25 protein-coding genes are annotated in these 21,184 nt (G+C 62.2%); 17 read left to right on the plus strand and 8 right to left on the minus strand.

What is annotated here, in order from left to right; genetic code table 11:
* Position 1 precedes the first annotated feature (1 nt).
* From ATY76_RS09255 to ATY76_RS09290, 7 genes are all read left to right on the plus strand, one after another.
* Entirely contained in the window at positions 2-421 is a 420-nt protein-coding gene (locus ATY76_RS09255) for a Na(+)/H(+) antiporter subunit B (RefSeq protein WP_088674466.1), read from the plus strand.
* The gene (locus tag ATY76_RS09260) at positions 421-798 is read left to right on the plus strand and encodes a Na+/H+ antiporter subunit C (protein WP_088674467.1); all 378 of its coding nucleotides are present in this window, start codon (positions 421-423) and stop codon (positions 796-798) included. Before ATY76_RS09255 ends, ATY76_RS09260 begins: the two co-directional genes overlap by 1 nt.
* Before the next feature lie 250 nt (positions 799-1,048).
* Positions 1,049-2,596 carry a Na+/H+ antiporter subunit D gene (locus tag ATY76_RS09270; protein WP_088674468.1) on the plus strand — a complete coding sequence of 516 codons (1,548 nt, stop codon included), beginning with the start codon at positions 1,049-1,051 and terminating at the stop codon, positions 2,594-2,596.
* Positions 2,593-3,066, plus strand: coding sequence for a Na+/H+ antiporter subunit E (locus ATY76_RS09275; protein ID WP_088674469.1), 474 nt, complete (start codon positions 2,593-2,595; stop codon positions 3,064-3,066). Before ATY76_RS09270 ends, ATY76_RS09275 begins: the two co-directional genes overlap by 4 nt.
* A complete protein-coding gene (locus tag ATY76_RS09280) occupies positions 3,063-3,416 on the plus strand; it encodes a cation:proton antiporter (RefSeq protein WP_088674470.1) in 354 nt (117 codons plus the stop codon). Before ATY76_RS09275 ends, ATY76_RS09280 begins: the two co-directional genes overlap by 4 nt.
* Positions 3,413-3,748, plus strand: coding sequence for a monovalent cation/H(+) antiporter subunit G (gene mnhG / locus ATY76_RS09285; protein WP_088674471.1), 336 nt, complete (start codon positions 3,413-3,415; stop codon positions 3,746-3,748). Before ATY76_RS09280 ends, mnhG begins: the two co-directional genes overlap by 4 nt.
* Positions 3,749-4,188: 440 nt before the next feature.
* A complete protein-coding gene (locus ATY76_RS09290) occupies positions 4,189-4,620 on the plus strand; it encodes a MucR family transcriptional regulator (RefSeq protein WP_008528845.1) in 432 nt (143 codons plus the stop codon).
* A gap of 268 nt (positions 4,621-4,888) precedes the next feature.
* Here ATY76_RS09290 and ATY76_RS09295 read toward each other — a convergent pair whose 3' ends face one another.
* Positions 4,889-5,311: a SufE family protein gene (locus tag ATY76_RS09295; protein ID WP_088674472.1), complete on the minus strand. Its 423-nt coding sequence runs from the start codon at positions 5,309-5,311 to the stop codon at positions 4,889-4,891.
* 264 nt (positions 5,312-5,575) lie between these two features.
* A complete protein-coding gene (locus ATY76_RS09300; protein ID WP_088674473.1) occupies positions 5,576-6,064 on the minus strand; it encodes a DUF5330 domain-containing protein in 489 nt (162 codons plus the stop codon).
* Positions 6,065-6,515: 451 nt separating this feature from the next.
* On the opposite strand from ATY76_RS09300, the gene ATY76_RS09305 reads away from it, so the two are divergent.
* The 4 genes from ATY76_RS09305 (at position 6,516) to ATY76_RS09320 (ending at position 10,925) form a co-directional block, all read left to right on the plus strand.
* On the plus strand, positions 6,516-8,051 hold the full coding sequence (locus ATY76_RS09305) for a HAMP domain-containing sensor histidine kinase (protein ID WP_088674474.1): 1,536 nt from the start codon (positions 6,516-6,518) through the stop codon (positions 8,049-8,051).
* Positions 8,023-8,943, plus strand: coding sequence for a peptidoglycan-binding domain-containing protein (locus ATY76_RS09310; protein WP_088674475.1), 921 nt, complete (start codon positions 8,023-8,025; stop codon positions 8,941-8,943). Before ATY76_RS09305 ends, ATY76_RS09310 begins: the two co-directional genes overlap by 29 nt.
* 123 nt (positions 8,944-9,066) lie before the next feature.
* A complete protein-coding gene (locus tag ATY76_RS09315; protein ID WP_088674476.1) occupies positions 9,067-10,515 on the plus strand; it encodes a methyl-accepting chemotaxis protein in 1,449 nt (482 codons plus the stop codon).
* 62 nt (positions 10,516-10,577) lie between these two features.
* The gene (locus ATY76_RS09320; protein WP_088674565.1) at positions 10,578-10,925 is read left to right on the plus strand and encodes a DUF1491 family protein; all 348 of its coding nucleotides are present in this window, start codon (positions 10,578-10,580) and stop codon (positions 10,923-10,925) included.
* A 21-nt stretch (positions 10,926-10,946) separates the two neighbouring features.
* Here ATY76_RS09320 and ATY76_RS09325 read toward each other — a convergent pair whose 3' ends face one another.
* The gene (locus ATY76_RS09325; protein ID WP_088674477.1) at positions 10,947-11,996 is read right to left on the minus strand and encodes a DUF2336 domain-containing protein; all 1,050 of its coding nucleotides are present in this window, start codon (positions 11,994-11,996) and stop codon (positions 10,947-10,949) included.
* Positions 11,997-12,243: 247 nt separating this feature from the next.
* Entirely contained in the window at positions 12,244-12,450 is a 207-nt protein-coding gene (locus tag ATY76_RS09330; protein ID WP_088674566.1) for a hypothetical protein, read from the minus strand.
* 539 nt (positions 12,451-12,989) lie between these two features.
* Between ATY76_RS09330 and ATY76_RS33655 the strand changes: the two genes are divergently transcribed.
* A complete protein-coding gene (locus ATY76_RS33655; RefSeq protein ID WP_176538978.1) occupies positions 12,990-13,157 on the plus strand; it encodes a hypothetical protein in 168 nt (55 codons plus the stop codon).
* A 13-nt stretch (positions 13,158-13,170) separates the two neighbouring features.
* On the opposite strand, the gene ATY76_RS09335 is transcribed toward ATY76_RS33655, so the two are convergent.
* The 3 genes from ATY76_RS09335 to ATY76_RS09345 all read right to left on the minus strand — a co-directional run bounded on the left by ATY76_RS09335 (position 13,171) and on the right by ATY76_RS09345 (position 16,672).
* Complete coding sequence (locus ATY76_RS09335; RefSeq protein WP_088674478.1) at positions 13,171-13,719, minus strand: DUF1254 domain-containing protein; 549 nt, start codon at positions 13,717-13,719, stop codon at positions 13,171-13,173.
* The gene (locus ATY76_RS09340) at positions 13,712-14,299 is read right to left on the minus strand and encodes a DUF1214 domain-containing protein (protein ID WP_088674479.1); all 588 of its coding nucleotides are present in this window, start codon (positions 14,297-14,299) and stop codon (positions 13,712-13,714) included. The genes ATY76_RS09335 and ATY76_RS09340 overlap by 8 nt, the downstream gene beginning before the upstream one ends.
* 171 nt (positions 14,300-14,470) lie before the next feature.
* The gene (locus tag ATY76_RS09345; RefSeq protein ID WP_245309773.1) at positions 14,471-16,672 is read right to left on the minus strand and encodes a transglycosylase domain-containing protein; all 2,202 of its coding nucleotides are present in this window, start codon (positions 16,670-16,672) and stop codon (positions 14,471-14,473) included.
* Positions 16,673-16,850: 178 nt separating this feature from the next.
* Between ATY76_RS09345 and ATY76_RS09350 the strand changes: the two genes are divergently transcribed.
* From ATY76_RS09350 to ATY76_RS09365, 4 genes are all read left to right on the plus strand, one after another.
* On the plus strand, positions 16,851-17,330 hold the full coding sequence (locus ATY76_RS09350; protein ID WP_088674480.1) for a YcgN family cysteine cluster protein: 480 nt from the start codon (positions 16,851-16,853) through the stop codon (positions 17,328-17,330).
* 232 nt (positions 17,331-17,562) lie between these two features.
* On the plus strand, positions 17,563-18,558 hold the full coding sequence (locus ATY76_RS09355) for a TerC family protein (protein ID WP_088674481.1): 996 nt from the start codon (positions 17,563-17,565) through the stop codon (positions 18,556-18,558).
* Positions 18,559-18,587: 29 nt separating this feature from the next.
* On the plus strand, positions 18,588-18,890 hold the full coding sequence (locus tag ATY76_RS09360) for a hypothetical protein (RefSeq protein ID WP_088674482.1): 303 nt from the start codon (positions 18,588-18,590) through the stop codon (positions 18,888-18,890).
* A 27-nt stretch (positions 18,891-18,917) separates the two neighbouring features.
* On the plus strand, positions 18,918-19,544 hold the full coding sequence (locus tag ATY76_RS09365) for an exopolysaccharide biosynthesis protein (RefSeq protein ID WP_088674568.1): 627 nt from the start codon (positions 18,918-18,920) through the stop codon (positions 19,542-19,544).
* 16 nt (positions 19,545-19,560) lie between these two features.
* Here the strand turns inward: ATY76_RS09365 and ATY76_RS09370 are convergent, their stop codons facing one another.
* Entirely contained in the window at positions 19,561-20,121 is a 561-nt protein-coding gene (locus tag ATY76_RS09370; RefSeq protein ID WP_088674483.1) for a TetR family transcriptional regulator, read from the minus strand.
* A 109-nt stretch (positions 20,122-20,230) separates the two neighbouring features.
* Here ATY76_RS09370 and ATY76_RS09375 point away from each other — a divergent pair, with 109 nt between their 5' ends.
* Positions 20,231-21,145: an SDR family oxidoreductase gene (locus ATY76_RS09375; RefSeq protein ID WP_088674484.1), complete on the plus strand. Its 915-nt coding sequence runs from the start codon at positions 20,231-20,233 to the stop codon at positions 21,143-21,145.
* Positions 21,146-21,184 lie beyond the last annotated feature (39 nt).

Genomic DNA, 21,184 nt, shown 5'->3' on the forward strand with positions numbered 1-21,184 from the left:
CGTGAACACCCTCATCTTCCGCACCGTTGCCCCGTTTCTTACCGCGCTGATGCTGCTTTTTTCGGTCTTCGTGCTGCTGCGCGGCCATAACGAGCCGGGCGGCGGCTTCATCGGCGGCCTGATCGCCGCCTCGGGACTGGCGATTTACGGCATTGCCCGCGGTGTTGCCGCCGTTCGCCGCGCGCTGTTCTTTCATCCGTTGACGATCGCCGGCGCCGGCTTGCTGCTGTCGACGGTGGCGGGCCTTCTCTCCATCCTCTTTGCCGTTCCCTTCATGACCGGCCTCTGGATCTATCCGAGCCTTTTGGGCACGGAGGTGCCGCTGTCGAGTGTGCTGCTCTTCGATATCGGCGTCTATCTCGTCGTGCTCGGCGCCATCACCTCGATCGCGCTGGCTTTGGAAGAAAAGGAGGTGGAATGATGGAGCAGCTTCTGGCGATCCTCGTCGGCCTGTTCTTCGCCGCCGCCATCTATCTGATGCTGTCGAAATTCTCGATCCGCATCATGCTCGGTATCGCCATCCTCGGCAACGCCGTCAACCTGCTGCTCTTCACCGGCGGCCGGCTGACGCGCGAGGTGCCGCCGATCATCCCGGCGGGTCTCGACGCCTTGCCGCCGGGCACGGCGAACCCGTTGCCGCAGGCGCTTATCCTCACGGCGATCGTCATTTCCTTCTCCTTCCTCGCCTTCCTGCTGGTGCTGACCTACCGCGCCTATCAGGACCTCGGCACCGACGACACCAGCGAAATGCGCGCCGCCGAGCCCGACGACCGGCCGTTGCCGCCTTTGGGGTATTGATGCTGATGTCGGTGCGGATATTCACCTCCCTCTGCCCTGCCGGGCAGCTCCCCCGCAAGGGGCGAGATCGGCAAGACGCACCCGCTTGCCGACAGATTAATTTCACGTCGGGCCGCTTCGCCCATCCGAGACATTTGATTGGGGCGAGCCTTCACTCCCAGCCGATCTCCCCCCTTGTGGGGGAGATGCCCGGCAGGGCAGAGGGGGGTAACCCACGGTACGCCCCCACCCATCCCGGAGGCCACCTCTGATGGCCGCCCCATCCATCGATCTCTCCGCCGCTCTGGTCACCGCCCCGGTGCCTGTCGAGAATTGGCTCGTCATCCTGCCGGTTGCCCATTGCATCACGCTCGGCGCTATCCTCCTGATGGTGCGGGCACATCTGCGTCTGCAGGCCTGGCTTGCCATATCGGGTCTGGTGCTTCTGGCCCTCATGGACGCGGCGCTGCTTGCCAAGGTCGCGACCGAGGGACCGCTGACCATGGTCATGGGGCGCTGGCTGCCGCCTTTCGGAATCGCCTTCACCGTCGATCTGCTCGGCGCGCTGATGGCGTTCACGGCAACCCTCGCCGCGCTCGCCGGCGGCCTCTATGCGCTGGCCGATATCGGCGAAAGCGGCCGGCGATACGGTTTCTTCCCGCTGCTCCTGCTGCTGATGGCGGGCGTCACCGGCGCCTTTCTCACCGGCGACATCTTCAATCTCTACGTCTGGTTCGAGGTGCTGCTGATCTCCTCATTCGGGCTGATCATTCTCGGCTCCGAGCGCGAACAGATCGACGGGGCGCTGAGATATGCGGTGCTCAATCTCATCGCAACGACGCTATTCCTCATCGGCGTCGGCATTCTCTATGCCGTCTTCGGCACGCTCAACATGGCCGATATTGCGGCGAACGTCGCGGACTTGCGCGGCACGGCGCCGCTGATGACGTTGGCGAGCTTGTTTCTGCTCGCCTTCGGCATGAAGGCTGCGGCCTTTCCGGTCAATTTCTGGCTGCCCGCCGCCTATCATACGCCGCGCATCGTCGTCTCGGCGCTGTTTGCCGGCCTGCTCACCAAGGTCGGCATCTACGCCCTGATCCGGGTGATGGTCATGCTGTTGCCGGTGGAGCGCGAGGAACTGAGCCTCGTTATCGCGCTTGCCGCCATGGCAACCATTCTGGTCGGCGCCTTCGGCGCGCTCGCCGAAAACGATATCCGCAGGCTGTTCGGCTATGTCGTCATATCGGGCATCGGCAACATGCTGGCCGGCGTCGCGCTCGGCAGCCCCGGCGGCATCAGCGGCGCGGTCTTCTACGCGCTTCATTCCATCGTGCTGATGACCGCGCTTTACCTTGCCGCCGGGGAGATCGCCCGGCGGGGCGGCGGTTTTTCGCTGTCGGGCCTCGGTGGGCTCTATCGGCAAAGCGGCGGTTTTGCCGCGCTTTCCCTCGTGCTCTTCCTGGCTGCCTGCGGCCTTCCGCCCTTTGCCGGATTCTGGCCGAAGGTCATGCTCGTCAAAGCCTCGCTCGATGCCGGCGCCTGGTGGCTGGCGGCTTCGATCCTCGCGGGAGGGTTTCTGATGACGATCGCCTTCGGCCGCCTTTTCCTGCTCGCCTATTGGCGTCCCGCACCGATGGCGCTCCTCCCGTCGAAAGCATGCTGGCGCATCGGCCTGTCGCTTGCCGCACTGACGGCGCTCACCATCGGCTTCGGCATCCTGCCGGAACAATTGCTGAAACTGTCGCAATCGGCTGCTGCCGGCATTGCTGATCCGCAGGCCTATCTTCACTCGGTTTTCCCGGAGGCAGGCCCGCCGTGACCGTCTTTCTTTTCAACCTGCTGCTTGCCATTGCCTGGGTTGCCGTCACCGGCAGCGCCTCGCTGCTCAATCTCGTCTTCGGTTTCCTGCTGGGCACCCTGGCGCTCATCATCATCCGCGAACCTTTCGGCAGCACAGGATATCTGCGTCGCGTCCGTCTTGTGCTGTCGCTTGCCGCCTTGTTCCTGAAGGAATTGTCGCTGTCGGCCTGGAAGGTCACGGTCACCGTTCTCTCGCCTGACATGAAGCTGAAGCCCGGCATTTTCGCCTTTCCGCTGACGGTAACGACCGATTTCGAGATCACCTTGCTGGCAAACCTCATCACCCTGACGCCGGGAACTCTTTCGATCGATGTCTCGCCCGATCGCCGCACGCTCTATGTCCATGCGCTCGACTGCTCCGATCCGGAAGCGACGAAGCGGGACATCGCCAACGGGTTCGAACGCAAGATCATGGAGGCCTTCCGGTGATTACGCCCGCCGCCATCATCGCGGCCGCATCTTCGGCCGCGCTCGTCATCCTCGGTCTGGCGCTGCTTCTGACCGTCTGGCGCGTCGTCGTAGGGCCGACCTTGCCGGACCGCATTCTTGCTCTCGACATGCTGACCGGGATCGCCATCGGTTTCATCGCCGTCATTGCGGTCAAAACGGGCTTTTCGCTCTATATCGATATCGCCATTGCGCTCGGCCTCGTCGGCTTCCTCGCGACCGTCGCCTTCGCCCGCTTCGTGCTGGCGCGCGGCAGCATCAAATCTGCGCCTTCTCCAACTGCGGCAAAAGCTGGCGCGAAGATCCGCCGGGCAGGGAGGAAGCGCAAATGATCGATTCCATCGTCGCTGCCATCACCGCTTTGCTGCTGATATCAGGCGCGCTGTTTGCTCTTTCGGCGGCGATCGGCCTGATCAGGCTGCCCGATCTTTATACGCGCATGCACTCCGCCTCGAAGGCGGGCACTGTCGGCTCCGGCCTGCTGCTCTTTGCCGCCGGCCTCTATTCGCAGGATCCGGCGATTCTTCTCCGCGCCATTGCCGGCTTCGTCTTCTTCCTGCTGACGGCGCCTGTTTCCGCCCATCTGCTCGCGCGCGCCGCTCACCGCTCGGGATATGATCTCGGCGGTGTCTCGGTACGGGACGATATGCGCGATGGCGGCTGAAAATATATCCTCTTCGGCGCCTTGATCAGTTTTACGCGAACTTATGCACAGGATGGAACGAGTAAACCTTGCCGCAGGCCTGTTCAATTCTTCATTGGCCATTTTTTCTCAAGAAAAACGACAAATAATAATTGGCGTTTCGGCCAAACGATGGTATTTGAAAATGTAAGTAGAGTTCTGATTGTGAATGACAATCGTACTGCTTCCAAGTCCCTCAGTTTTGATTTTTCATGTCTAACTGGGGCCATCGCCTGGGGCATGACGTAGTGGTTTTCCGTCAGGCAGTATAAGAACAGGTCTCGCTCTTCGGAATCTAGGGGTGGATTTCGCGTTTTTCGGAACAGAAGGTCGCTTCCTGTGCTTTTGCTGTTCGCTTCTACGAGGCGGGTCTTTGACGAGTCAGTCATAGACCGTTTGTGCATGCTAACAGGAGAAAGAGTATGACGGATATAGCGACCGGCAATGGGCCGGAGCTGCTTGTGGAACTGACGGCCGACATCGTCGCGGCTTATGTCAGCAACCATGTTGTGCCGGTCAGCGACCTGGCCAACCTGATTTCCGACGTCCATTCGGCATTGAGCAACACGTCCGTACCGCAGCCCGCTGCGGCGATCGTCGAAAAGCAGAAGCCTGCAGTTTCTGTCCGCAAGTCCGTGCAGGACGAGCAGATCACGTGCCTGGAATGCGGCGGCAATTTCAAATCCCTCAAGCGTCACCTGATGACGCACCACAGCCTCTCGCCGGAAGAGTACCGCGAGAAGTGGGACCTGCCGACCGATTACCCGATGGTAGCGCCCGCTTATGCCGAAGCGCGTTCGCGCCTCGCAAAGGAGATGGGCCTCGGGCAGCGCCGCAAGCGCGGCCGCGGCTGAGCTTTTCCGAAAGCAACCAACGACAAAAGCCGGGTCCTGTGCCCGGCTTTTTTTGTATGCATTCAGGACGAGGAAAATAATCTCTCCAGTATTTCGAGCCCTTCGCAGATGATTCGTCTGCACGGCGAGATATTATGAGAGCGCCAGCCTTATGCTTGCGTGAGGGCGTAGAATGTATTCCCATACTATCAGCAAGTGTTAATATACTGGATTCGCGGCTGCATTTCCGAATCGATGGGTCTGTAAATGCTTGCGAAATCAGTCGCGTTCAGGCCGCAGCCCGAACCCTTGCCTCTTCCCGGATTCTGTTCACCATCGACCGCAGCCCGTTCGAACGCTGCGACGATAGGTTCTCGACCAGGCCGATCCTCGAGAATATCTCGAAGGCATCGAGGCCGGCAATTTCGGATGCCGCCTTGCCGGAATAGGTGGCAAGCACGATGGCGACGAGCCCGCGCACGATATGGGCGTCCGAATCACCCTCGAAACTCATGATGGGATTGTCGGGATCACCCGCCGTATGCGTGACCAGCCAGACCTGGCTGGCGCAGCCCATCACCTTGTTCTCCGAGGTGCGCTTTTCCTCGGCCAGTTCAGGCAGCGCCTTGCCGAGCTCGATGACATAGCGGTAGCGGTCTTCCCAATCATCCAGGAAGGTGAAGTCGTCGATGATCTGGTCGAGGGATGCCATGCGAGAGCCTTTCACTATTAAGAGTGCATATAGGTGAAAGACCGGCGAATTTGAACCGTTAAAAAGAAACGCCGTGAGGGATGGGCATCCTCACGGCGCAGCAATATGCTGAATTGAACAGGGCAGGCACGTCAGGCATGGGGCATTTCCGCGTCATGCGGACCACCGATGCAAGCTCGAACAATTCCGGCAATGGCGTGAAGCGGTTTGGGCTCGGAATTGTGTAAAAAAGAAATGCTGTGCGGAAGACCCGCGGAAATTTCGTCAGATCGCCGGCTTCGGCGTCGGCAGCGGGATCGCGCCGGTCACCACCGTCTCGGCCGTCTCATCATCCTCGACCGGCGGGCGGTAAGGCATCGGCTGGTTGAGCGCGGCCTTCGCCTCGCGCACCTTTTCCTGGAGCGAGGGCGAGGCGAGGGAGGGCAGGGCCGCCGGGGCTGTCGGTTCGGCAAGCTTTGCGGTCGCCGGCGCCTCGTCCTGGAACTGGCTGTCCAGCAGTTCATAGGCAACGCGGGCGCCTTCGCGGGCCCGGTAGCCGAGTGCGGTGAAGGTCTCTGCGCCCTTGACGCAGACTTCGGGCTTTTCCGAGCACATGCCTGTGAGATAGTCATAGGCGCCGCTGGCCGCCGTGAACGCGTCGGAAAGCTGCAGTTGCGGGCCGTTGGCGTGCTTGTCGGAACCTTCCGTGCTGAAGACGGAAAGAAGCACGAGCACAAGGCCAAACCAGAAGGATCCTTTGATCAGAAACCACATTGTCGTTGCCCATCCTGTTGTCCCCGTTCGGTCTTGTCGCCGAATCAGGCCGGTTGTCCGGTGTGTTTTCACCCTACCGGCAAGTTGCGAATGCCGCTTTTCGAAACTCACGCGCATTTGCGGCAAATTTAGTTCAAATTTTAGCGACCGGTATTTGAGCCGCATTTTAGTCGAATGCGAGCGATCGCCGTTAAGCATCAGGGCAGCACCTCCTTGCAATTGCAGGGCTTTTGCGAGCTCGCCTTGCCACAGGAGTTAACGCTATGCTGAAATATGAGGAAAATCCGTCGCTTACCTGCTATTAACCACAAAAGGCAAAGAGCCTGCCAGATGCCTCAAAACGGGATTTTCGGCTCTTTCCAGCTGTGAAGAGGGCTTTTGCCTTATCCTTTCTTTAAGCCGCCAAGGCCTATTGTCCGGATCAACAGACAGCCTTTTCGGCGGGTATTGCGTGCGTGTATTGGGTGACATTGGCGGCTGGATAACGGCCCTCGTAGACCGGGCGGCGACAAGCTGGCTTTCCCGGACGGGAGGCGGCGAAGCCGTGCGCCAACGCGAACTCGCAATCCTGCGCCGCCTCGTCCTGCTCTCTTCGGCCGCCCTCGTCGCCGCTCCGATCGGCCTTTCGACCGTCACCAGCCCGGCCGTCGCCCTGCCGGCGGGCGTCGCCATGGTTTGCGCCGCTTTTCTCTTTTCCGCCGTCGGCAGCATCGCGCTCGCCCGTCAGGGTTCGCCGGCTGGCATTGCCAATCAGTCGGCCGAGGATTTCTTCCTCGCGGTTACACCAGGCCTCGTCTTCTTCCTCGACGCGCACGGCAGCGTGGCGACCTTCGGTGGCCGCGACCGCTGCGATTTCCTCGCCTGGATGCGCGATCCCAAGGGCAGAGGCTTCATTGAACAGGTGCATGTCTCCGACCGCATCCTTTTCCTGCAGGCGCTCGATGAGCTGCGCCGGGGCGAGGAGACGGCGAGCGTCGATCTGCGGCTCGACCGGCCCCCGGTCGGGCGCGGCCAACGCCAGTTCGCGCATCTGAGGATGGATATGACCGCTCGGCGCGACGCCGACGGCGAACTTGCCGCCGTCATCGCCCAGTTGCGCGATGTCTCCGTCGAGCAGCAGCTGCGTGACGAAGCCCAGAACCGCGCGGCCGATGCCGAATCCGCAAACGACGCCAAATCGCGCTTCCTTGCCGCGGTCAGCCATGAGCTGCGCACGCCGCTGAACGCCATCCTCGGTTTTTCCGACATCCTGATCGGCGAATATTTCGGCAAGTTCGAAAACGATCGCCAGCGTGAATATGTCGGCCTGGTCCGCGAATCCGGCGCGCATCTGCTGTCGGTCGTCAACACCATGCTCGACATGAGCAAGATCGAAGCCGGCCGCTACGAGCTGATCCTGGAACCCTTCGATATAGGGGGCTCCGTCAAATCCTGCGAATCGATGCTGGCATTGCAGGCCAAGACCAAGGGCGTCACCCTGACGAGCCGCATCCAGCGCGGCATCGGCGAGATCGTTGCCGATCAGCGCGCCATCCAGCAGATCCTCATCAATCTTGTCGGCAATGCCGTGAAGTTCACGGAAGCCGGCGGCGTCGTCTCCCTCGATGCGGCGGTGCGTGACGGCATCCTGAAGCTGACGGTCAGCGATACCGGCATCGGCATCCCGGCCGACAAGCTGGCACTGCTCGGCCAGCCCTTCGTCCAGATTCAGAACGATTACACCCGCCGGTTCGAAGGCACCGGCCTCGGCCTTTCGCTGGTCAAGGGACTGGTATCGCTGCATGGCGGAAACTTTGCCATCGCCAGCCAGCCGGGCGAGGGCACGATCATCACCATCGAGATCGCAGCCGACGGCTCGGGCGCCACGTGCACCGACGATGCCGGCCATGGCGCAACTGTCGAGTTTCCGCCGCGGCTGAAGGGCGCGGTCAATACCGGCGTAGAAGAGGGGCATTTCGATGGCCGCGCGCAAGCGAAAATCGCCTAAGGGAAAGAGGGGACGGCAGCAGCCGGGCCTTTTGATGACGGGTGCAGCTGCCCTCGGCGGCCTCAGCCTGCAGGGCGCGTCCGTGCTCGGCGGCGTCATCGGCCGCAATCCGTCCGTTGCCGGCGGCACCATCGCCTTCGTCGTCATCTTCTCTTTTGTCGCCGCCAATGCGCTCTGGTATCAGCCGGGCCTACATCCGCACCCGATTTTCCGCACCCGCGATCCGCAATCTCCGAATGTGCTCGGCGCCCGCCGCCCGGCCGAGGAGCAGCAGGGCGACGTCACCACCTTCCGGATCGAACGGCCTGAGGATGCAACCGCCACCAACGCGACGCCGGCTGCGGCCGCAGCCGGTCAGCAGTCGAGCCAGCTCGTTATGGATATCCAGCAGCAGCTGGTTCGCCGGGGCCTCTATAACGGCACGCCCGACGGCATCATCGGGCCTCGCACCAGCGCGGCTATCCTTTTCTTCGAAGAAACCGTCGGCATGGCCCAGAGCGGCGATGCGACGCCGGAGGTTCTGGCGGCGCTGAAGACCGATGCCGCCGGCCCCTCGACCGTGCCTGCCGAAAAGCCGCTCGAGGATGTGAGCTCGAAAGCCTCGTCGGAAGATCCGGTCGCAGCGGCGATCCGCAGCGCCGAGAAGACGATCAAAACGGCTCCCGCTGCCGCAAAGCAGGTTCCATCAAGCGAAATCTCCAATGTCGATCTGGTGCTGAAAATCCAGAAAGGCCTTTCCAACATGGCCTACGCCAATGTCGGCGTTGACGGCGTTGCCGGCGAGCAGACCCGTGCGGCCATCCGCCATTTCCAGAAGCACTATAATCTGCCCGAAAACGGCGAGCCCAACGAGGCGGTGCTGAAGAAGCTCAGGGAAATCGGCGCGATCTAAGCGAAGTGTGCGCCGTTGCGCTTTGTGTCGTCCTGCAACCTTAGTCTAAGGCGCAGGCACCGTTTGCAACTTATTAACCATGTTGCCTGAAGCTTTTCTGATTGGGGCGGGGGAGCGTCGGTCATGCATGCGCTGAGGGCGGTAGACGATCTGGCCGGTGAAGCGCCAGACGAAGCGGAGGGTCTTGATCGCGAGGCCTTGCGCCATATCCTCCGGCGCCTTGCCGAAGAGGCCTCCACTCTTGGCATCGATCTTGTCGACATTGCCGGCGCGATCCAGGACATGGCGGCAATGTCGGCCCGACATGCTTCTTCCTTCGATCATGTTACCCGCACAGCACTTTCGATTGCCGAGACCAACCGCGCTGTCGCCGTCTCGCTCAGAGAGACCGACCGCACGGCGACCGAGGCCCGCCACATGCTGAAGGAATCGGCCGACCGCCTGTCCGGTTCGGTCGCCGAGATCGGTCACATGGTCCAGTCCTCCAACGAGATCGGCACCGAAATCGCCGGTTTTTCGAAATCGCTTGCTGATGTCGACAAGATCGCAGAGGAGATCAGCACCATTGCCCGCCAGACGAACCTGCTGGCGCTGAACGCCGCGATTGAGGCCGCACGCGCCGGCGATGCCGGCAAGGGTTTTGCGGTGGTCGCCGCCGAAGTGCGCGCGCTCTCGCTGCAGACGTCGAAGGCGACCGGCTCCATCCAGGACACGCTGGACGAATTGCGCGTGAAGATCGACCGGCTGTCGGTGGTCGGCAGCGATGCGCGCAAGAGCGCCGCCGGCGTGCGCGACAAGTCGGAGGCGATGAGGGGAGCCTTCGACAGCATGGAAAATGTCATTACCCGCATCCTCGACAGTTCGACGGTGATGGCAAACACCACCGAGGCGGTCGATCAGCAATGCGCCGGCTTCGTCGAAAAACTCAGCGAAATGTCGTCCGAGGTCGCCGGCTCGAATGTCAGGCTGCAGCAGGCTGCCAAACGCGTCGATAGCGTCGTCGGCCTCTCCGAAACCCTGATTCAGTTAACAGCGAGCGCCGGCGTCAAGACCGCCGACAGCCATTGGATCGAAGAAGCGCAATCGGTCGCAAGGCAGATCTCCGGCGCCTTCGAACGCGCCGTCGCCGAAGGGCAGATCGGGCTCGACGCTCTCTTCGACCGGCGCTATCGCCCGGTTGCAGGCAGCGATCCGGCCCAGGTCATGGCCGCCTTCACCGAACTCACAGACCGCCTGCTGCCGCCGATCCAGGAACCGATCGTCGCGTCCGACGAGCGCATCGCCTTCTGCGCGGCGATCGACGAGAACGGTTATCTCCCGACCCACAACCGAAAATTCTCCCAGCCGCAGCGCCCCGGCGATGCCGTCTGGAACACCGCCAATTGCCGCAACCGCCGCATCTTCGCCGATCGAGTCGGCCTTGCCGCCGGCCGCAGCACCGCGCCCTTTCTCGTCCAGACCTACAGGCGCGACATGGGCGGCGGCAATTTCGTGATGATGAAGGATATTTCGGCCCCGATCACCGTCCGGGGGCGGCATTGGGGAGGGTTGCGGCTGGCGGTCAAGGTCTGAATTCGACGGTCGAGATTTCACCCCGCATTGTCGCCGCCCGCGCGCCGGTCTATATCGCGCCGATGAGATTGCGCGCCGACATTTTCGTTTCCGCCCTCCTGCGCCGTGTCTTTGCCAGCGGCGATTTCGCCGCTGTGGAGAAGAAAGGCGCGGAGGAGGCGGGCGCGATCTTCATCCGCCAGCACTTCCGCGATGGTCTGGAGACGCTTTACGCGCCTGCGCCGCAGACCGCCTTCGATGACGGACAGGCCGGCGACCGCCTGTTCGAGATCCGCCTGTCGCGCAGCGAGCCGGAAGCGGTGCGCGCGATGCTGGAGCGCGAACGCAGGTTCGACTCCGATCTCTGGATCGTCGAGCTGGAAATGGAGGAAGTGGGCGACCTGATCCCGCTTGCGCGGGATTTCGGCTGACTGCCGAAGACGCCTGTCGGTTCAGCGGGACCGCCGCCCCATGACGCGCATGTCACGCTGTTGCGGCGCCTGGCGGATGAAGCGATAACCGGGTGTTTCCTGAAGCGCGGGGGCAGCGGGCGCCTCGGGCTTGTAGGTGTAGCGATCGGCGCGCCGCCAGGCTTCCACGCGGTCGTGGCATTCCTCCGGGTCGAGCGCATCAAGCACCATCCAGGCGCGGGTGACGCTGTGCTGCTGTTCGGCAAGATGCGGATAGAGCTTTTCGAGCACGAAGACGGCATCGAGAAAGCCCATGCCGAGGCTGGTCAGCGTCGTGGCGAGCTGCTGGCCGGACAGATCGAGCATGATTCGCTCGGCAAGCCAGCGGCTGGCGGAAAGCGCATCGGCAAGCGCGGTCGCGAACTGCGTCGCTTCGCGCGAGCGGGCAAAACGCACCAGCAGCGCCTCCTGAATGTCGGTAAGCGTGCGCAGGCCGAGCCTGTCCTCATCGCTGCGGCCGAGATGGCCGGCAAGGCCGAGGATGCGCTCGCGCAATGCCTCTTCATTGGCAATCCGCTGTTCCTCCAGCGCATCCGCCTCGGTGGTCTCCACCGGTATCGGTGCAAGCGGCACGGTGGGTGGCTCGATGTGCTGAGCCACCGTGGCCGCCGCCCGCGGACCGGCCTGGCGCAACGCCACCAATGCATCGATGACCTTGGGCGAGAGGCAATCGCGGCTGACGATCGCCTTGACGTGGTCCTTCCCCTGGGTGCGGGCGATGATGATCAGCGTTTCGTCGGCGATCGCCTTGGAGGCCGCGAGAAAAGGCGCGGCGATATCGATCGGCTGGCTGCCGATGAACAGCGCCACGGCTGCCGGTATGTGATCGCATTGAGACAGGGCGGCGACCGCCTGGCGCTTGGCCTCTTCGGAGGAAGCCTGGAACAGCGGCGTGAAAAGCTCGGCGAACTGGCGCAGCTCGGATCGTGTCGGATGCGACAGATTCTCGAAACTGCTGACGGTCGCCATCAATACCACGTCCTTTTTCCTGACGGCCAACGGGCCTTCTAGGTCTCGAAACCGGTCACGCACACGAACACCCTGAAAACGCACGACAAGGGGAACCGCGGGTCGATATGCGCTGGCGGAACGCATGTCAGGCCATACGGTTATGAACAAATCCTACACCGGTACGGTTAATGCATGCTGAAGATTTTATTAAAATGCGACACAAATTTACTCGCGTAACGTGCTGCGGATGGCTGGTCCGCAGTTGAATGCGTTTGTCCGGAAAGGGGATGATGACGGCGTTCCGCCGGCTGCCTGACGGTGGAAACGGCTAGGCGGCCCTGTGATCACGCAGCGCGTGCAGAAGCTTTTCGCGGCTGTCGTAGCCTTCCTGATAGAGGTCGAGCGCCGTGGACGCCGCAGACTGGGCCTCGACGCTGACGATGTCGATATGCCGCTCGGCGCACCATGCGTCCAGTGCGCTGCACAGCACGTCGAAATCCTGGGATGAGAAAGACGCATTCACGAGCAAAGACACCGTCTGCCCTCCGCATTTCCGGCAGGAGCGTGGATGATCCCCGATCGATCGGAGCCGGAAACGTTTGATCGACATGGCGAACATACGCTCATCCACTTGGGCCGCAATGAATATTTTCGTGACGTATATTTGCAACATCTGCCCTTGGCGGGGCGCGTTGGCTGCTGCATTATAGCCAACTATATGAATCTCTTCTAATTTTATGCTTCACCTCCGCACCGCATTTTTGCGCGGGCGGCGTGAAACCAAAACAACTATCCGGACGTTACAAGCAAATGACGTGAACTGTGTTTGGCCTCGGCCGAATATTAGGAATCTGTTAACTGTCATGTGTCTCAATTCGGATAGGAACGACGCGATTTGAGTATCTGGATCGTTGAAACTCCGCATCACGGTATTTCAGTCAGGTGCCGTGGGAAAGGCGCGAATGCCCTCGGTCCGGTCATCCCGGCGCCGCAGGACGCGCCGGCCCGCAGATTGGCGGGCAGGGTGAAATCCTTCGCAAGTTCATCCGTCTCGGGCAGTGCATGGAGACGAGAATGGCAATAGTAGTCGCATTGGCGGATCGGCGGCCGCGGGCGCCGCGTCGCCTGGACAAGGAACCCCGCGAAGCCAAGATTCTTTGGTTCACCGGCGTCCGCTATGAGCGGCTGGCCGAGAGCCCGAAACGGCGTCCGGCGCCTGCGCCGCGCGTCAATAAAAAGTAACGCGCTTTCAACTTCAGCGTGTGTCGAACTGTTCGCAGCCAGCTTCCGTCAAGAAGTTGCGCGCAGCTTCATCGAAACTCGCCTGCGGCGCCAGCGTGCGCAGCACGGCATAACCGTCTGGCCGCGCCATCTCCACCAGGATCGTCTGCTGCAGCTCCTGCGGCAGGTTCTTGCGCAGGTCCGTCAGCTGGATCGGACCGCCCGCCAGCACATCGAGCGCGCCGCCGACCGATGTCCGGTCGTTCATGCTGAAGATCTCGTTGGAGGCGCTGTCATAGATCGCGATCGACCAGAAGGGCACGTTGCCTCTCGCCGTAAAGTGCATCGGCGCATCCTCGACGTCGAAGGAGCAGACGGCGGTGCGCACAAAGGGGTCGCCATTGGCAAGGCCTGCCTCGTCATACTGGTCGTTCAGCAGGTAGAAATTGTTGAGGTCGCCTTCAGCCGCGACGCGGGTCGCCGCATCCCGGCCGGTGAAGTGCGGCAGCGACAGGATGATGACGAGATGCAGCAGCGCTGCGCCGAAAAGGCCGGTGAGAACGGCGAATATTATTCTAAGCATTGCCGCATCCGGTCTTGGTGAGCTTCGGCATGGCGAGATCGATCACGCCGGAACTGCCGGCCGTCGGCGTGTCGAACAGCGTCAGCACGAGCCGGAAGGTGCCGGCTTGCGGTAGCGCCAGCCAGTTGCCCGGCTGCGCGACGGCGGAGATCTCGATCGAGAAGCTGCTGTCGGGCTGGCGCAGCACCGTCCAGGAATTCAGGGCCGAGGGAAGCCCGTTTTTCACCGCCGCCGGATTGCCGCCATTGTCGGCGGTGAAGAGGGTCCAGAGGCGGGCAGGCGGCGTCTGCCCGCTGATGCGGTAGCGGCAGCCGGCATTCAGCCGCGTGCCCTCGTCGTCGACGCTCGCCGTGAAGGTCAGGCCCTCGGCGCTGCCATAGAGCAGTTTGCCGGCGCGCGCCCGGTGCGACTTGGCGTAAGGGTCGGCGTCAACCGTCTGCAATGCCGGAAAGGCTTCCCAGGCGCCGAGCTTGATGGCGCCGAAACCCTGTGTCGCATCCAGCGCATAGAGCGTGATCATGATGCCGCCGCCGAAGGCGACGATCAGCGTGATCAGGATGAAAAGGGGAAACCGAAACACGTCATGACCTTGGAAACCACATTGGATGAAAGGGTTACCACTGATTCTGGCAGGGTGGAATGCCGCGCCGTGACACGAGAGGCGATCTATCCACGGTTCATGCCGCATTCGCAGCGGCAAACCGGACCGGCGATCCATCGATGTCAGGATCTCGGCATGATTGCGGTCGAGCTATTCGGCGCTCGCCACCTTCTGCGGCGCCAGCGGCGCGGCGTCTTTCAGCTTCTCGCCGAGATCCTTGAGGATGCCGGTCGATTGAACCGAAAGCATGCGCGGCCGGATGAGCTGCGGCAATCCGTCCTGCGGCTTGGCGGCTGCGGTCTTGGCGACGTCCTCTGCCGAGGGCAGGGGGTTTTCGATGCCGGGAATGGCGCGCAGCGTCACACCCTGGTGGGCGTAGTCCATGGCGCGCTTGAAGGTCATCGCCGGCAGCGAGCCGCCGGTCATGTTGTTGGTCGAGGTATAGTCGTCATTGCCGAACCAGACGGCGCAGGTGTAGTTGCCGGTGAAGCCGACGAACCAGGCGTCGCGATAGGCCTGGGTCGTGCCGGTCTTGCCGGCTGTCACGATGCCGTTGTCGAGTGCTGCCTTGCGTGCCGTGCCGACATAGGGAACGCGTGACAGCATCTGGTTCATATAAGCGTCTGCCTGTTGGGACAGTACGCGTTTGGCCGCCGGCTCGTCGCGGTCGAAATCGTAGAGCACGTCGCCGTCGTAGTCGAGGATCTGGGTAATGCCGTGGCGGCGCGACTGGTAGCCGCCGGCCGGGAAGGTGGCATAGGCGGTCGCCTGGTCGAGCACCGTCACCTCCGACGTGCCGATCGGAATGGTGACGTCGTCGCGGATCGGCGTCTCGACACCGAGGTTCTTCGCCATCGCCCGGATCGGCTGGATGCCGAGCTTCTCCTTGGCGAGCCGCACCGGGATCGTATTGATCGACTGGGCGATGGCGGTCTCGAGCGTTATGCGGCCGACATAGCGGTTTGCATAATTGTGCGGGCTCCAGTTGCCCCAGTAGATCGGTGCGTCGACGACCGTCGTCTGCGGTGTCATCCCGCTCTCCATCGCCACCGCATAGGTGTAGACCTTGAAGGAGGAGCCCGGCTGGCGCAGCGCCTTGGTGGCGCGGTTGAACTGGCTTTCGCCATAATCCCGCCCGCCGACCATGGCGCGCACGGCGCCGCCGTTTTCGATCATGACCAAGGCGCCCTGCTTGGCGTGATAGGCCTCGCCATATTCACGCAGCGAGGTCTCGACCGAATCCTCGGCCGCCTTCTGGATCCCCATATCGATCGTCGTGCGCACGATCAGCGAATGCTGGTGGAAGCGCGGCGAAAGCCGCTGCACCTCGTCGAAAGCCCAATCGAGGAAGAAATCAGGCGCTTCCATCTCGTTGCGGTCGACGACGGTCGCCGGGCTGCGCCTGGCGGCGATCACCTGGCCTTCGGTCATCAGCCCGCTCTGCACGAGATTGGTCAGCACCTCGTTGGCGCGCGCACGCGCGGCCGGCAGGTTGACATGCGGCGCATATTTCGCCGGCGCCTTGAAGAGGCCGGCGAGCATGGCGGATTCGGCAAGGTTCACATCGGTGATGTTCTTGCCGAAATAGAACTGGGCGGCCGCCGCGGCGCCGAAAGTGCCGCCGCCCATATAGGCGCGGTCGAGATAGGTGGAGAGGATTTCCTTCTTCGAAAGGTTCGCCTCGAGCCACAGGGCCAGGAAAGCTTCGGTGACCTTGCGGTCGATCGAGCGCTCGTTGGAAAGGAAGAGGTTCTTGGCGAGCTGCTGGGTCAGCGTCGAGCCGCCCTGGACGACTTCGCCGGCGCGCGCATTCTCGCTCATGGCGCGGAAGAGGCCGATGAAATCGATGCCGAAGTGCTCGAAGAAGCGGCGGTCTTCCGTGGCGAGCACCGATTTGATCAGGGAATCGGGCAGCTCGTCGATCGGCACGGAATTCTGGTGGATGACGCCGCGATGGCCGATGACATTGCCATAGCGGTCGGTGAAAGTGACGGCGAAATCGCCGCGATTGCGCCAGTCTTCCTTGGTTGCCTCGAAGGCCGGCTGGGCAAGCACGAGCATCAGCACGGAGCCGGCCGCGCCGAGCGTCAGCCCTTCGCCGGCAAGTTCGAAGACCATGCGTTTCCAGCCGCGCACGCGGAAGCGGCGGAAGAAGATGGTGGTGTCTTCCCAGATCTCGGCGGCGCGGAAGCCGGCGTTCCAGACGGTCGAATCGATCCATGAATCGATGCGCAGAAGGATGTGACGTCTCTTCGCCGGCCGCTTGCCTGGCGCGTCCCCTGTCTCTTTTCCTGGCCCGTTTTCTGGCTTGTCCGGATCCTGCACGTCCTGTATTCCCGCCTGATCGCGCATCGGTCGTTCCGGCGGCCGGAAGGTGATGAAAGCGCGAGGCCCGCATGGGGCCGAAAAGCTCTCCGGTATCTCCGATACCAGGAGTATGCTGAAGAATTGATTGATTTCTCAGTCGATAACAAGAGAGATACGTCGGCGGTCACGTGAATTTGCGGGCGGCTGTTGCAAGAAACGAACGATGGACGATCTAACCTTCTGGAAGAGCAAGACTCTTGCCGAAATGACCGCCGCCGAGTGGGAAAGCCTCTGTGACGGCTGCGGCCTCTGTTGCCTCAACAAGATCGAGGAATGGGATAGCGGCGATATTTATTTCACCTCGGTCAGCTGCAAGCTGCTCGACGGCGAAAGCTGTCGTTGCTCCAGCTATCGGAACCGCTGGGATTTCGTGCCCGACTGTGTGCAGCTGACGAAGGAGAACGTGCCTGATATCGCTTGGCTACCGCCCACTTGCGGCTACCGACTGGTCAACGAGGGGCGCGATCTCTATTGGTGGCATCCCCTGGTTTCCGGCGATCCCGAAACCGTCCATGCCGCCGGTATTTCCGCGCGGGGCCGCACGATCAACGAAAACGAGATCGATATAGAAGATCTCGAGGACTACGTCGTCGACTGGCCGCTGACCGTCGGCGAGGATAAGGACGATCCGCAAGACGGATAGGGCGGCGTCTGCATGCGCCGCAAGCCGGCTTTCCCACGGGGAGCGAGGCGTTCGGGCTGGGACACTCAAAGCCCCGCCACATGAGAAATTGCTATCGGCCGCTGCTTGAATCCTGAAAAGCGAGATCCCATCTGGGGTGCGACCCGCTGGTCCGGGCCCCTCTGGCGAGAGCTTCGGCACTCTTGCGATGTCGGACCTTTTTCCGACAACCCGTGCCGATAGGGGACCATCTTTGGATTTCTCTTTTTTGTTCGTCGAGTGGCTGGGAACGCCGCTCTGGATGTGGTTGAGCTTTTTCGTCCTCGTCCTCGCCATCCTGTCGTTCGACCTTGGTATTCTTCATAAGCAGAACAAGGAAATCGGCGTCCGGGAAAGCGTCAAGCTTTCCGCTCTCTATATCACGCTCGGCCTCGCCTTCGGCGGCTGGGTGTGGTGGTATCTCGGCTCGGAGCCCGGCCTTGCTTATCTGACGGGCTTTGTCGTCGAAAAGACGCTCGCCCTCGACAACGTCTTCGTCATCGCCCTGATCTTCTCCTTCTTTGCCGTGCCGCGCATCTATCAACACCGCGTGCTCTTCTGGGGCATTCTCGGCGTCATCGTGCTGCGCGCCATCATGATCGGCGTCGGCGCGACGCTGGTCGCCGAATTCGCCTGGGTTCTTTATATCTTCGCAGCCTTCCTGATCGCGACCGGCATCAAGATGCTTGTCGTCAAGGAAGCTGAGCCCGATGTCTCGAAGAACGTGCTCGTTCGCTTCATGCGCAACCGCTTCAACGTCACCGAGGAGCATCACGGCGAGCGGTTTTTCGTCAAAAAGGCGCATCCGGCGACGGGCAAGACGACCTGGTTCATCACGCCGCTCTTCATGGCGCTGGTGATGGTCGAAGTGGCCGATGTCATCTTCGCCGTGGATTCGGTTCCAGCGATCTTCGCGATCACCACCGATCCGTTCATCGTCTACACCTCGAACATCTTCGCGATCCTTGGTCTTCGCGCGCTCTATTTCGCGCTCGCGGCGATGATCCATCGCTTCCGCTACCTGAAGCCCGCACTTGCCATCGTGCTGGTCTTCATCGGCTCGAAGATCTTCCTCGCCGATCTGCTGGGCCTGGAAAAATTCCCGGCTGCTCTCTCGCTTGGGATCACCTTCGCGATCATTGCCTCGGGCGTGGTCTGGAGTCTCATCAAGACGAGGGATCCGCAGCAGCCGTCTGAGCAGACGCTGTAGAGAAACGTTAGCGAAGGAAGGAAACAGATATGATCTCGGATTTCATCGGCTGGATTTTTGCCCTCTTCGTCGTCGATCCCTTGCACGCCCAGATACAGGAACAGGTTGAGCGTGCCCGGCTTCCCGCCGCGATCGTCAGCCAGTCCCAGGCCTGCCTGACATCTCAGGGGCCGCAGCTCATCAAGCGCGCAGCTGACGATTATGGCTGGGCGGCGGCGACCGTCGTCAGCATGGCGATCGGCCACACCTCGCCGGCCGAGCTTCTCGATGCGAGGGATCCGCAATGCGCAACTCTGATTGGCGTCTTGAAGGGGGCCGATGGAGATGCGTGACGGCCACCCGCTGGAATGGGCTTTTTGATGTCTGATCGAAATGGAAGTGCACGGCCATCCCAAGGGATGGCCACCGCGCGGCTCCGGGAGATGCTGGAGCTCGCCCGGGAGAAAGGCGGCCTCTCCATCGGCGAGGCGCTGGAGACGATGGGCAGGACCAGCATCGCCTTCACCATCCTCTTCCTGGCAATCCCGGCGCTGACGCCGATTCCCGGCCCGTTCGGAATGGTGTTCGGCACCGCGCTTGCGCTGGTCTCCCTCCAGATCGTCGCGGGTGGCCGGAAGGTGTGGCTGCCCGCCGTCATCCGGAATCGCCAGGTCTCCCTGGTAGCGCTCGACCTTGTCGTGCGTCACGCGGTTCCCGTCATTGCCCGGGTGGAGAAGGTGGTCCGCTCCGGCCGGCTGAAGGCGCTCACAGGCCCGACGGTGCAGGTGCTTCTCGGCATTCCCGTCTTCCTGCTCGCGGTGGTGATCGCGCTACCGATCCCTTTCGGCAATATCCTGCCGGTATTCTCGCTGGTGGTCCTGGCTGTCGCCTTGATGGAGCGCGACGGGCTCGTCACCCTGATTGGACTGCTGCTGACAACGGTGACGATCGGCGTGACCGCCGCCCTGCTTTATTTTATCCAGGCCATGATCGTCACAGCCTATTAGGCGGAGCACGGCAGGTTCAGGGTTTCACCACGGCGAGGAAGCGCCGCAGCTCGGTCTCCACATAGGCGTCCACTGGTTCTTCCGAGCCGAAACCCCACCAGGTGAGCGAGCCCTGCCACTGCGACAGCATCAGCCGGGCGATGGTCTCGGGCGCTTTCTCCGATCCGAAACAGCGGGCAATCGCCGCCGTCAGAGCCGTTCCCCAGGCCGCACCCCGCGCACGCAGCACCGGATCGCGAAAATCCTCGCGAAGCACCAGCAGTCCCTCGCCATAGGCAGCGGCATTGTCGCCATAATCCTGCGACAGGCCGACAAGCAGTGCGACGGCGCCCTCGGGGGTCTTCGGAACGGCCTCGGCAAGCCGTGCCGTTTCCGCGTCCAGCCTGTCCCAGGCATGGAGCAGTGCCGCGCGCAGCATCGCTGCCTTCGTCGCAAACCGCTGCACCAGCGTCGAGCCGGAAAGGCCGCTGGCTTTCGCCACCGCCGCAAAGGTCGCCGCATCCGGCCCCTCGGCGTGGATCAGAGCCAGCACCATGGCGAGAAGCTGCTCATCGGAAAGCGTGCGGTGGCGCGGCATGAAATTCCTCTTGCATTCGTGATAAATATGAACGAACGTTCGTTTATATTCAATAGGGCGTGAGTCATGGTCTGGCCCTTCCAGCCGTTCTAGCGTGGAGGATAAAGAAGTGACAGCAGACTTGCGGGATAAAGTGGCTTTGGTCGCAGGCGCGACGCGTGGTGCGGGCCGCGGCATTGCGGTGGAACTCGGCGCGGCCGGCGCGACCGTTTACGTCACGGGGCGCACGACACGCGCCCGGCAATCCGAATATCAGCGACCGGAGACGATCGAGGAGACCGCCGAACTGGTCACATCGGCGGGCGGCAGGGGCATTGCGGTGCGCGTGGATCACCTCGTCAAGCAGGAGGTCGAGGCGCTGGTCGCCCGCATTTGCCGCGAGGCCGGCCGGCTCGATATCCTCGTCAACGACATCTGGGGCTGCGAAAAACTGTTCGAATGGGACAAGTCCGTCTGGGAGCATTCGCTGGACAAGGGCCTGCGCATGCTGCAACTCGGCATCGAAACGCATCTGATCACTGCCCATTACGCCCTGCCGCTGATGATCGAACGGCCAGGCGGCTTGCTGGTGGAGGTGACCGACGGCACCACCGAATACAATGCCACCCATTACCGGCTTTCGCCTTTCTATGATCTCGTCAAGACGAGCGTCACCCGCATGGCCTGGGCGCATGCGCAGGATTTGGCGAAACACGGCGCCGCTGCCGTTTCGATCACGCCCGGCTGGCTGCGCTCCGAAATGATGCTGGAAGCTTATGGTGTGCGCGAGGACAACTGGCGCGACGCGACCAAGGCACAGCCGCACTTCGCCATTTCCGAAACGCCGCGCTTCCTCGGCCGCGCCGTCGCGGCGATCGCCGCCGATCCCGATCGCGCCCGCTGGAACGGTCAGTCGCTGTCGAGCGGCGCAATGGCCAAGGCCTATGGCTTCGACGACGTCGACGGTTCGCGGCCGGATTGCTGGCGCTACCTGACCGAGGTCCAGGAGGCGGGCAAGCCGGCCGATGTGACGGGTTATCGATGACACAGCCGCTTGCGCGTGTCGCCCCTAAGGCGATTTTGG

The sequence above is a fragment of the Rhizobium sp. R339 genome (assembly GCF_002211395.1).
In the GTDB taxonomy this organism is placed as follows: Bacteria; Pseudomonadota; Alphaproteobacteria; order Rhizobiales; family Rhizobiaceae; genus Rhizobium.

What these genes read in the sequence shown, in the direction of transcription:
- ATY76_RS09260 (WP_088674467.1), top strand. Translation starts at nt 421, where the DNA reads ATGGAGCAGCTTCTGGCGATCCTCGTCGGCCTGTTCTTCGCCGCCGCC.
- ATY76_RS09270 (WP_088674468.1), top strand. Translation starts at nt 1,049, where the DNA reads ATGGCCGCCCCATCCATCGATCTCTCCGCCGCTCTGGTCACCGCCCCG.
- mnhG (WP_088674471.1), top strand. Translation starts at nt 3,413, where the DNA reads ATGATCGATTCCATCGTCGCTGCCATCACCGCTTTGCTGCTGATATCA.
- ATY76_RS09290 (WP_008528845.1), top strand. Translation starts at nt 4,189, where the DNA reads ATGACGGATATAGCGACCGGCAATGGGCCGGAGCTGCTTGTGGAACTG.
- ATY76_RS09295 (WP_088674472.1), bottom strand. Translation starts at nt 5,311, where the DNA reads ATGGCATCCCTCGACCAGATCATCGACGACTTCACCTTCCTGGATGAT.
- ATY76_RS09300 (WP_088674473.1), bottom strand. Translation starts at nt 6,064, where the DNA reads ATGTGGTTTCTGATCAAAGGATCCTTCTGGTTTGGCCTTGTGCTCGTG.
- ATY76_RS09310 (WP_088674475.1), top strand. Translation starts at nt 8,023, where the DNA reads ATGGCCGCGCGCAAGCGAAAATCGCCTAAGGGAAAGAGGGGACGGCAG.
- ATY76_RS09315 (WP_088674476.1), top strand. Translation starts at nt 9,067, where the DNA reads ATGCATGCGCTGAGGGCGGTAGACGATCTGGCCGGTGAAGCGCCAGAC.
- ATY76_RS09320 (WP_088674565.1), top strand. Translation starts at nt 10,578, where the DNA reads ATGAGATTGCGCGCCGACATTTTCGTTTCCGCCCTCCTGCGCCGTGTC.
- ATY76_RS33655 (WP_176538978.1), top strand. Translation starts at nt 12,990, where the DNA reads ATGGCAATAGTAGTCGCATTGGCGGATCGGCGGCCGCGGGCGCCGCGT.
- ATY76_RS09335 (WP_088674478.1), bottom strand. Translation starts at nt 13,719, where the DNA reads ATGCTTAGAATAATATTCGCCGTTCTCACCGGCCTTTTCGGCGCAGCG.
- ATY76_RS09345 (WP_245309773.1), bottom strand. Translation starts at nt 16,672, where the DNA reads ATGCGCGATCAGGCGGGAATACAGGACGTGCAGGATCCGGACAAGCCA.
- ATY76_RS09350 (WP_088674480.1), top strand. Translation starts at nt 16,851, where the DNA reads ATGGACGATCTAACCTTCTGGAAGAGCAAGACTCTTGCCGAAATGACC.
- ATY76_RS09360 (WP_088674482.1), top strand. Translation starts at nt 18,588, where the DNA reads ATGATCTCGGATTTCATCGGCTGGATTTTTGCCCTCTTCGTCGTCGAT.
- ATY76_RS09365 (WP_088674568.1), top strand. Translation starts at nt 18,918, where the DNA reads ATGTCTGATCGAAATGGAAGTGCACGGCCATCCCAAGGGATGGCCACC.
- ATY76_RS09370 (WP_088674483.1), bottom strand. Translation starts at nt 20,121, where the DNA reads ATGCCGCGCCACCGCACGCTTTCCGATGAGCAGCTTCTCGCCATGGTG.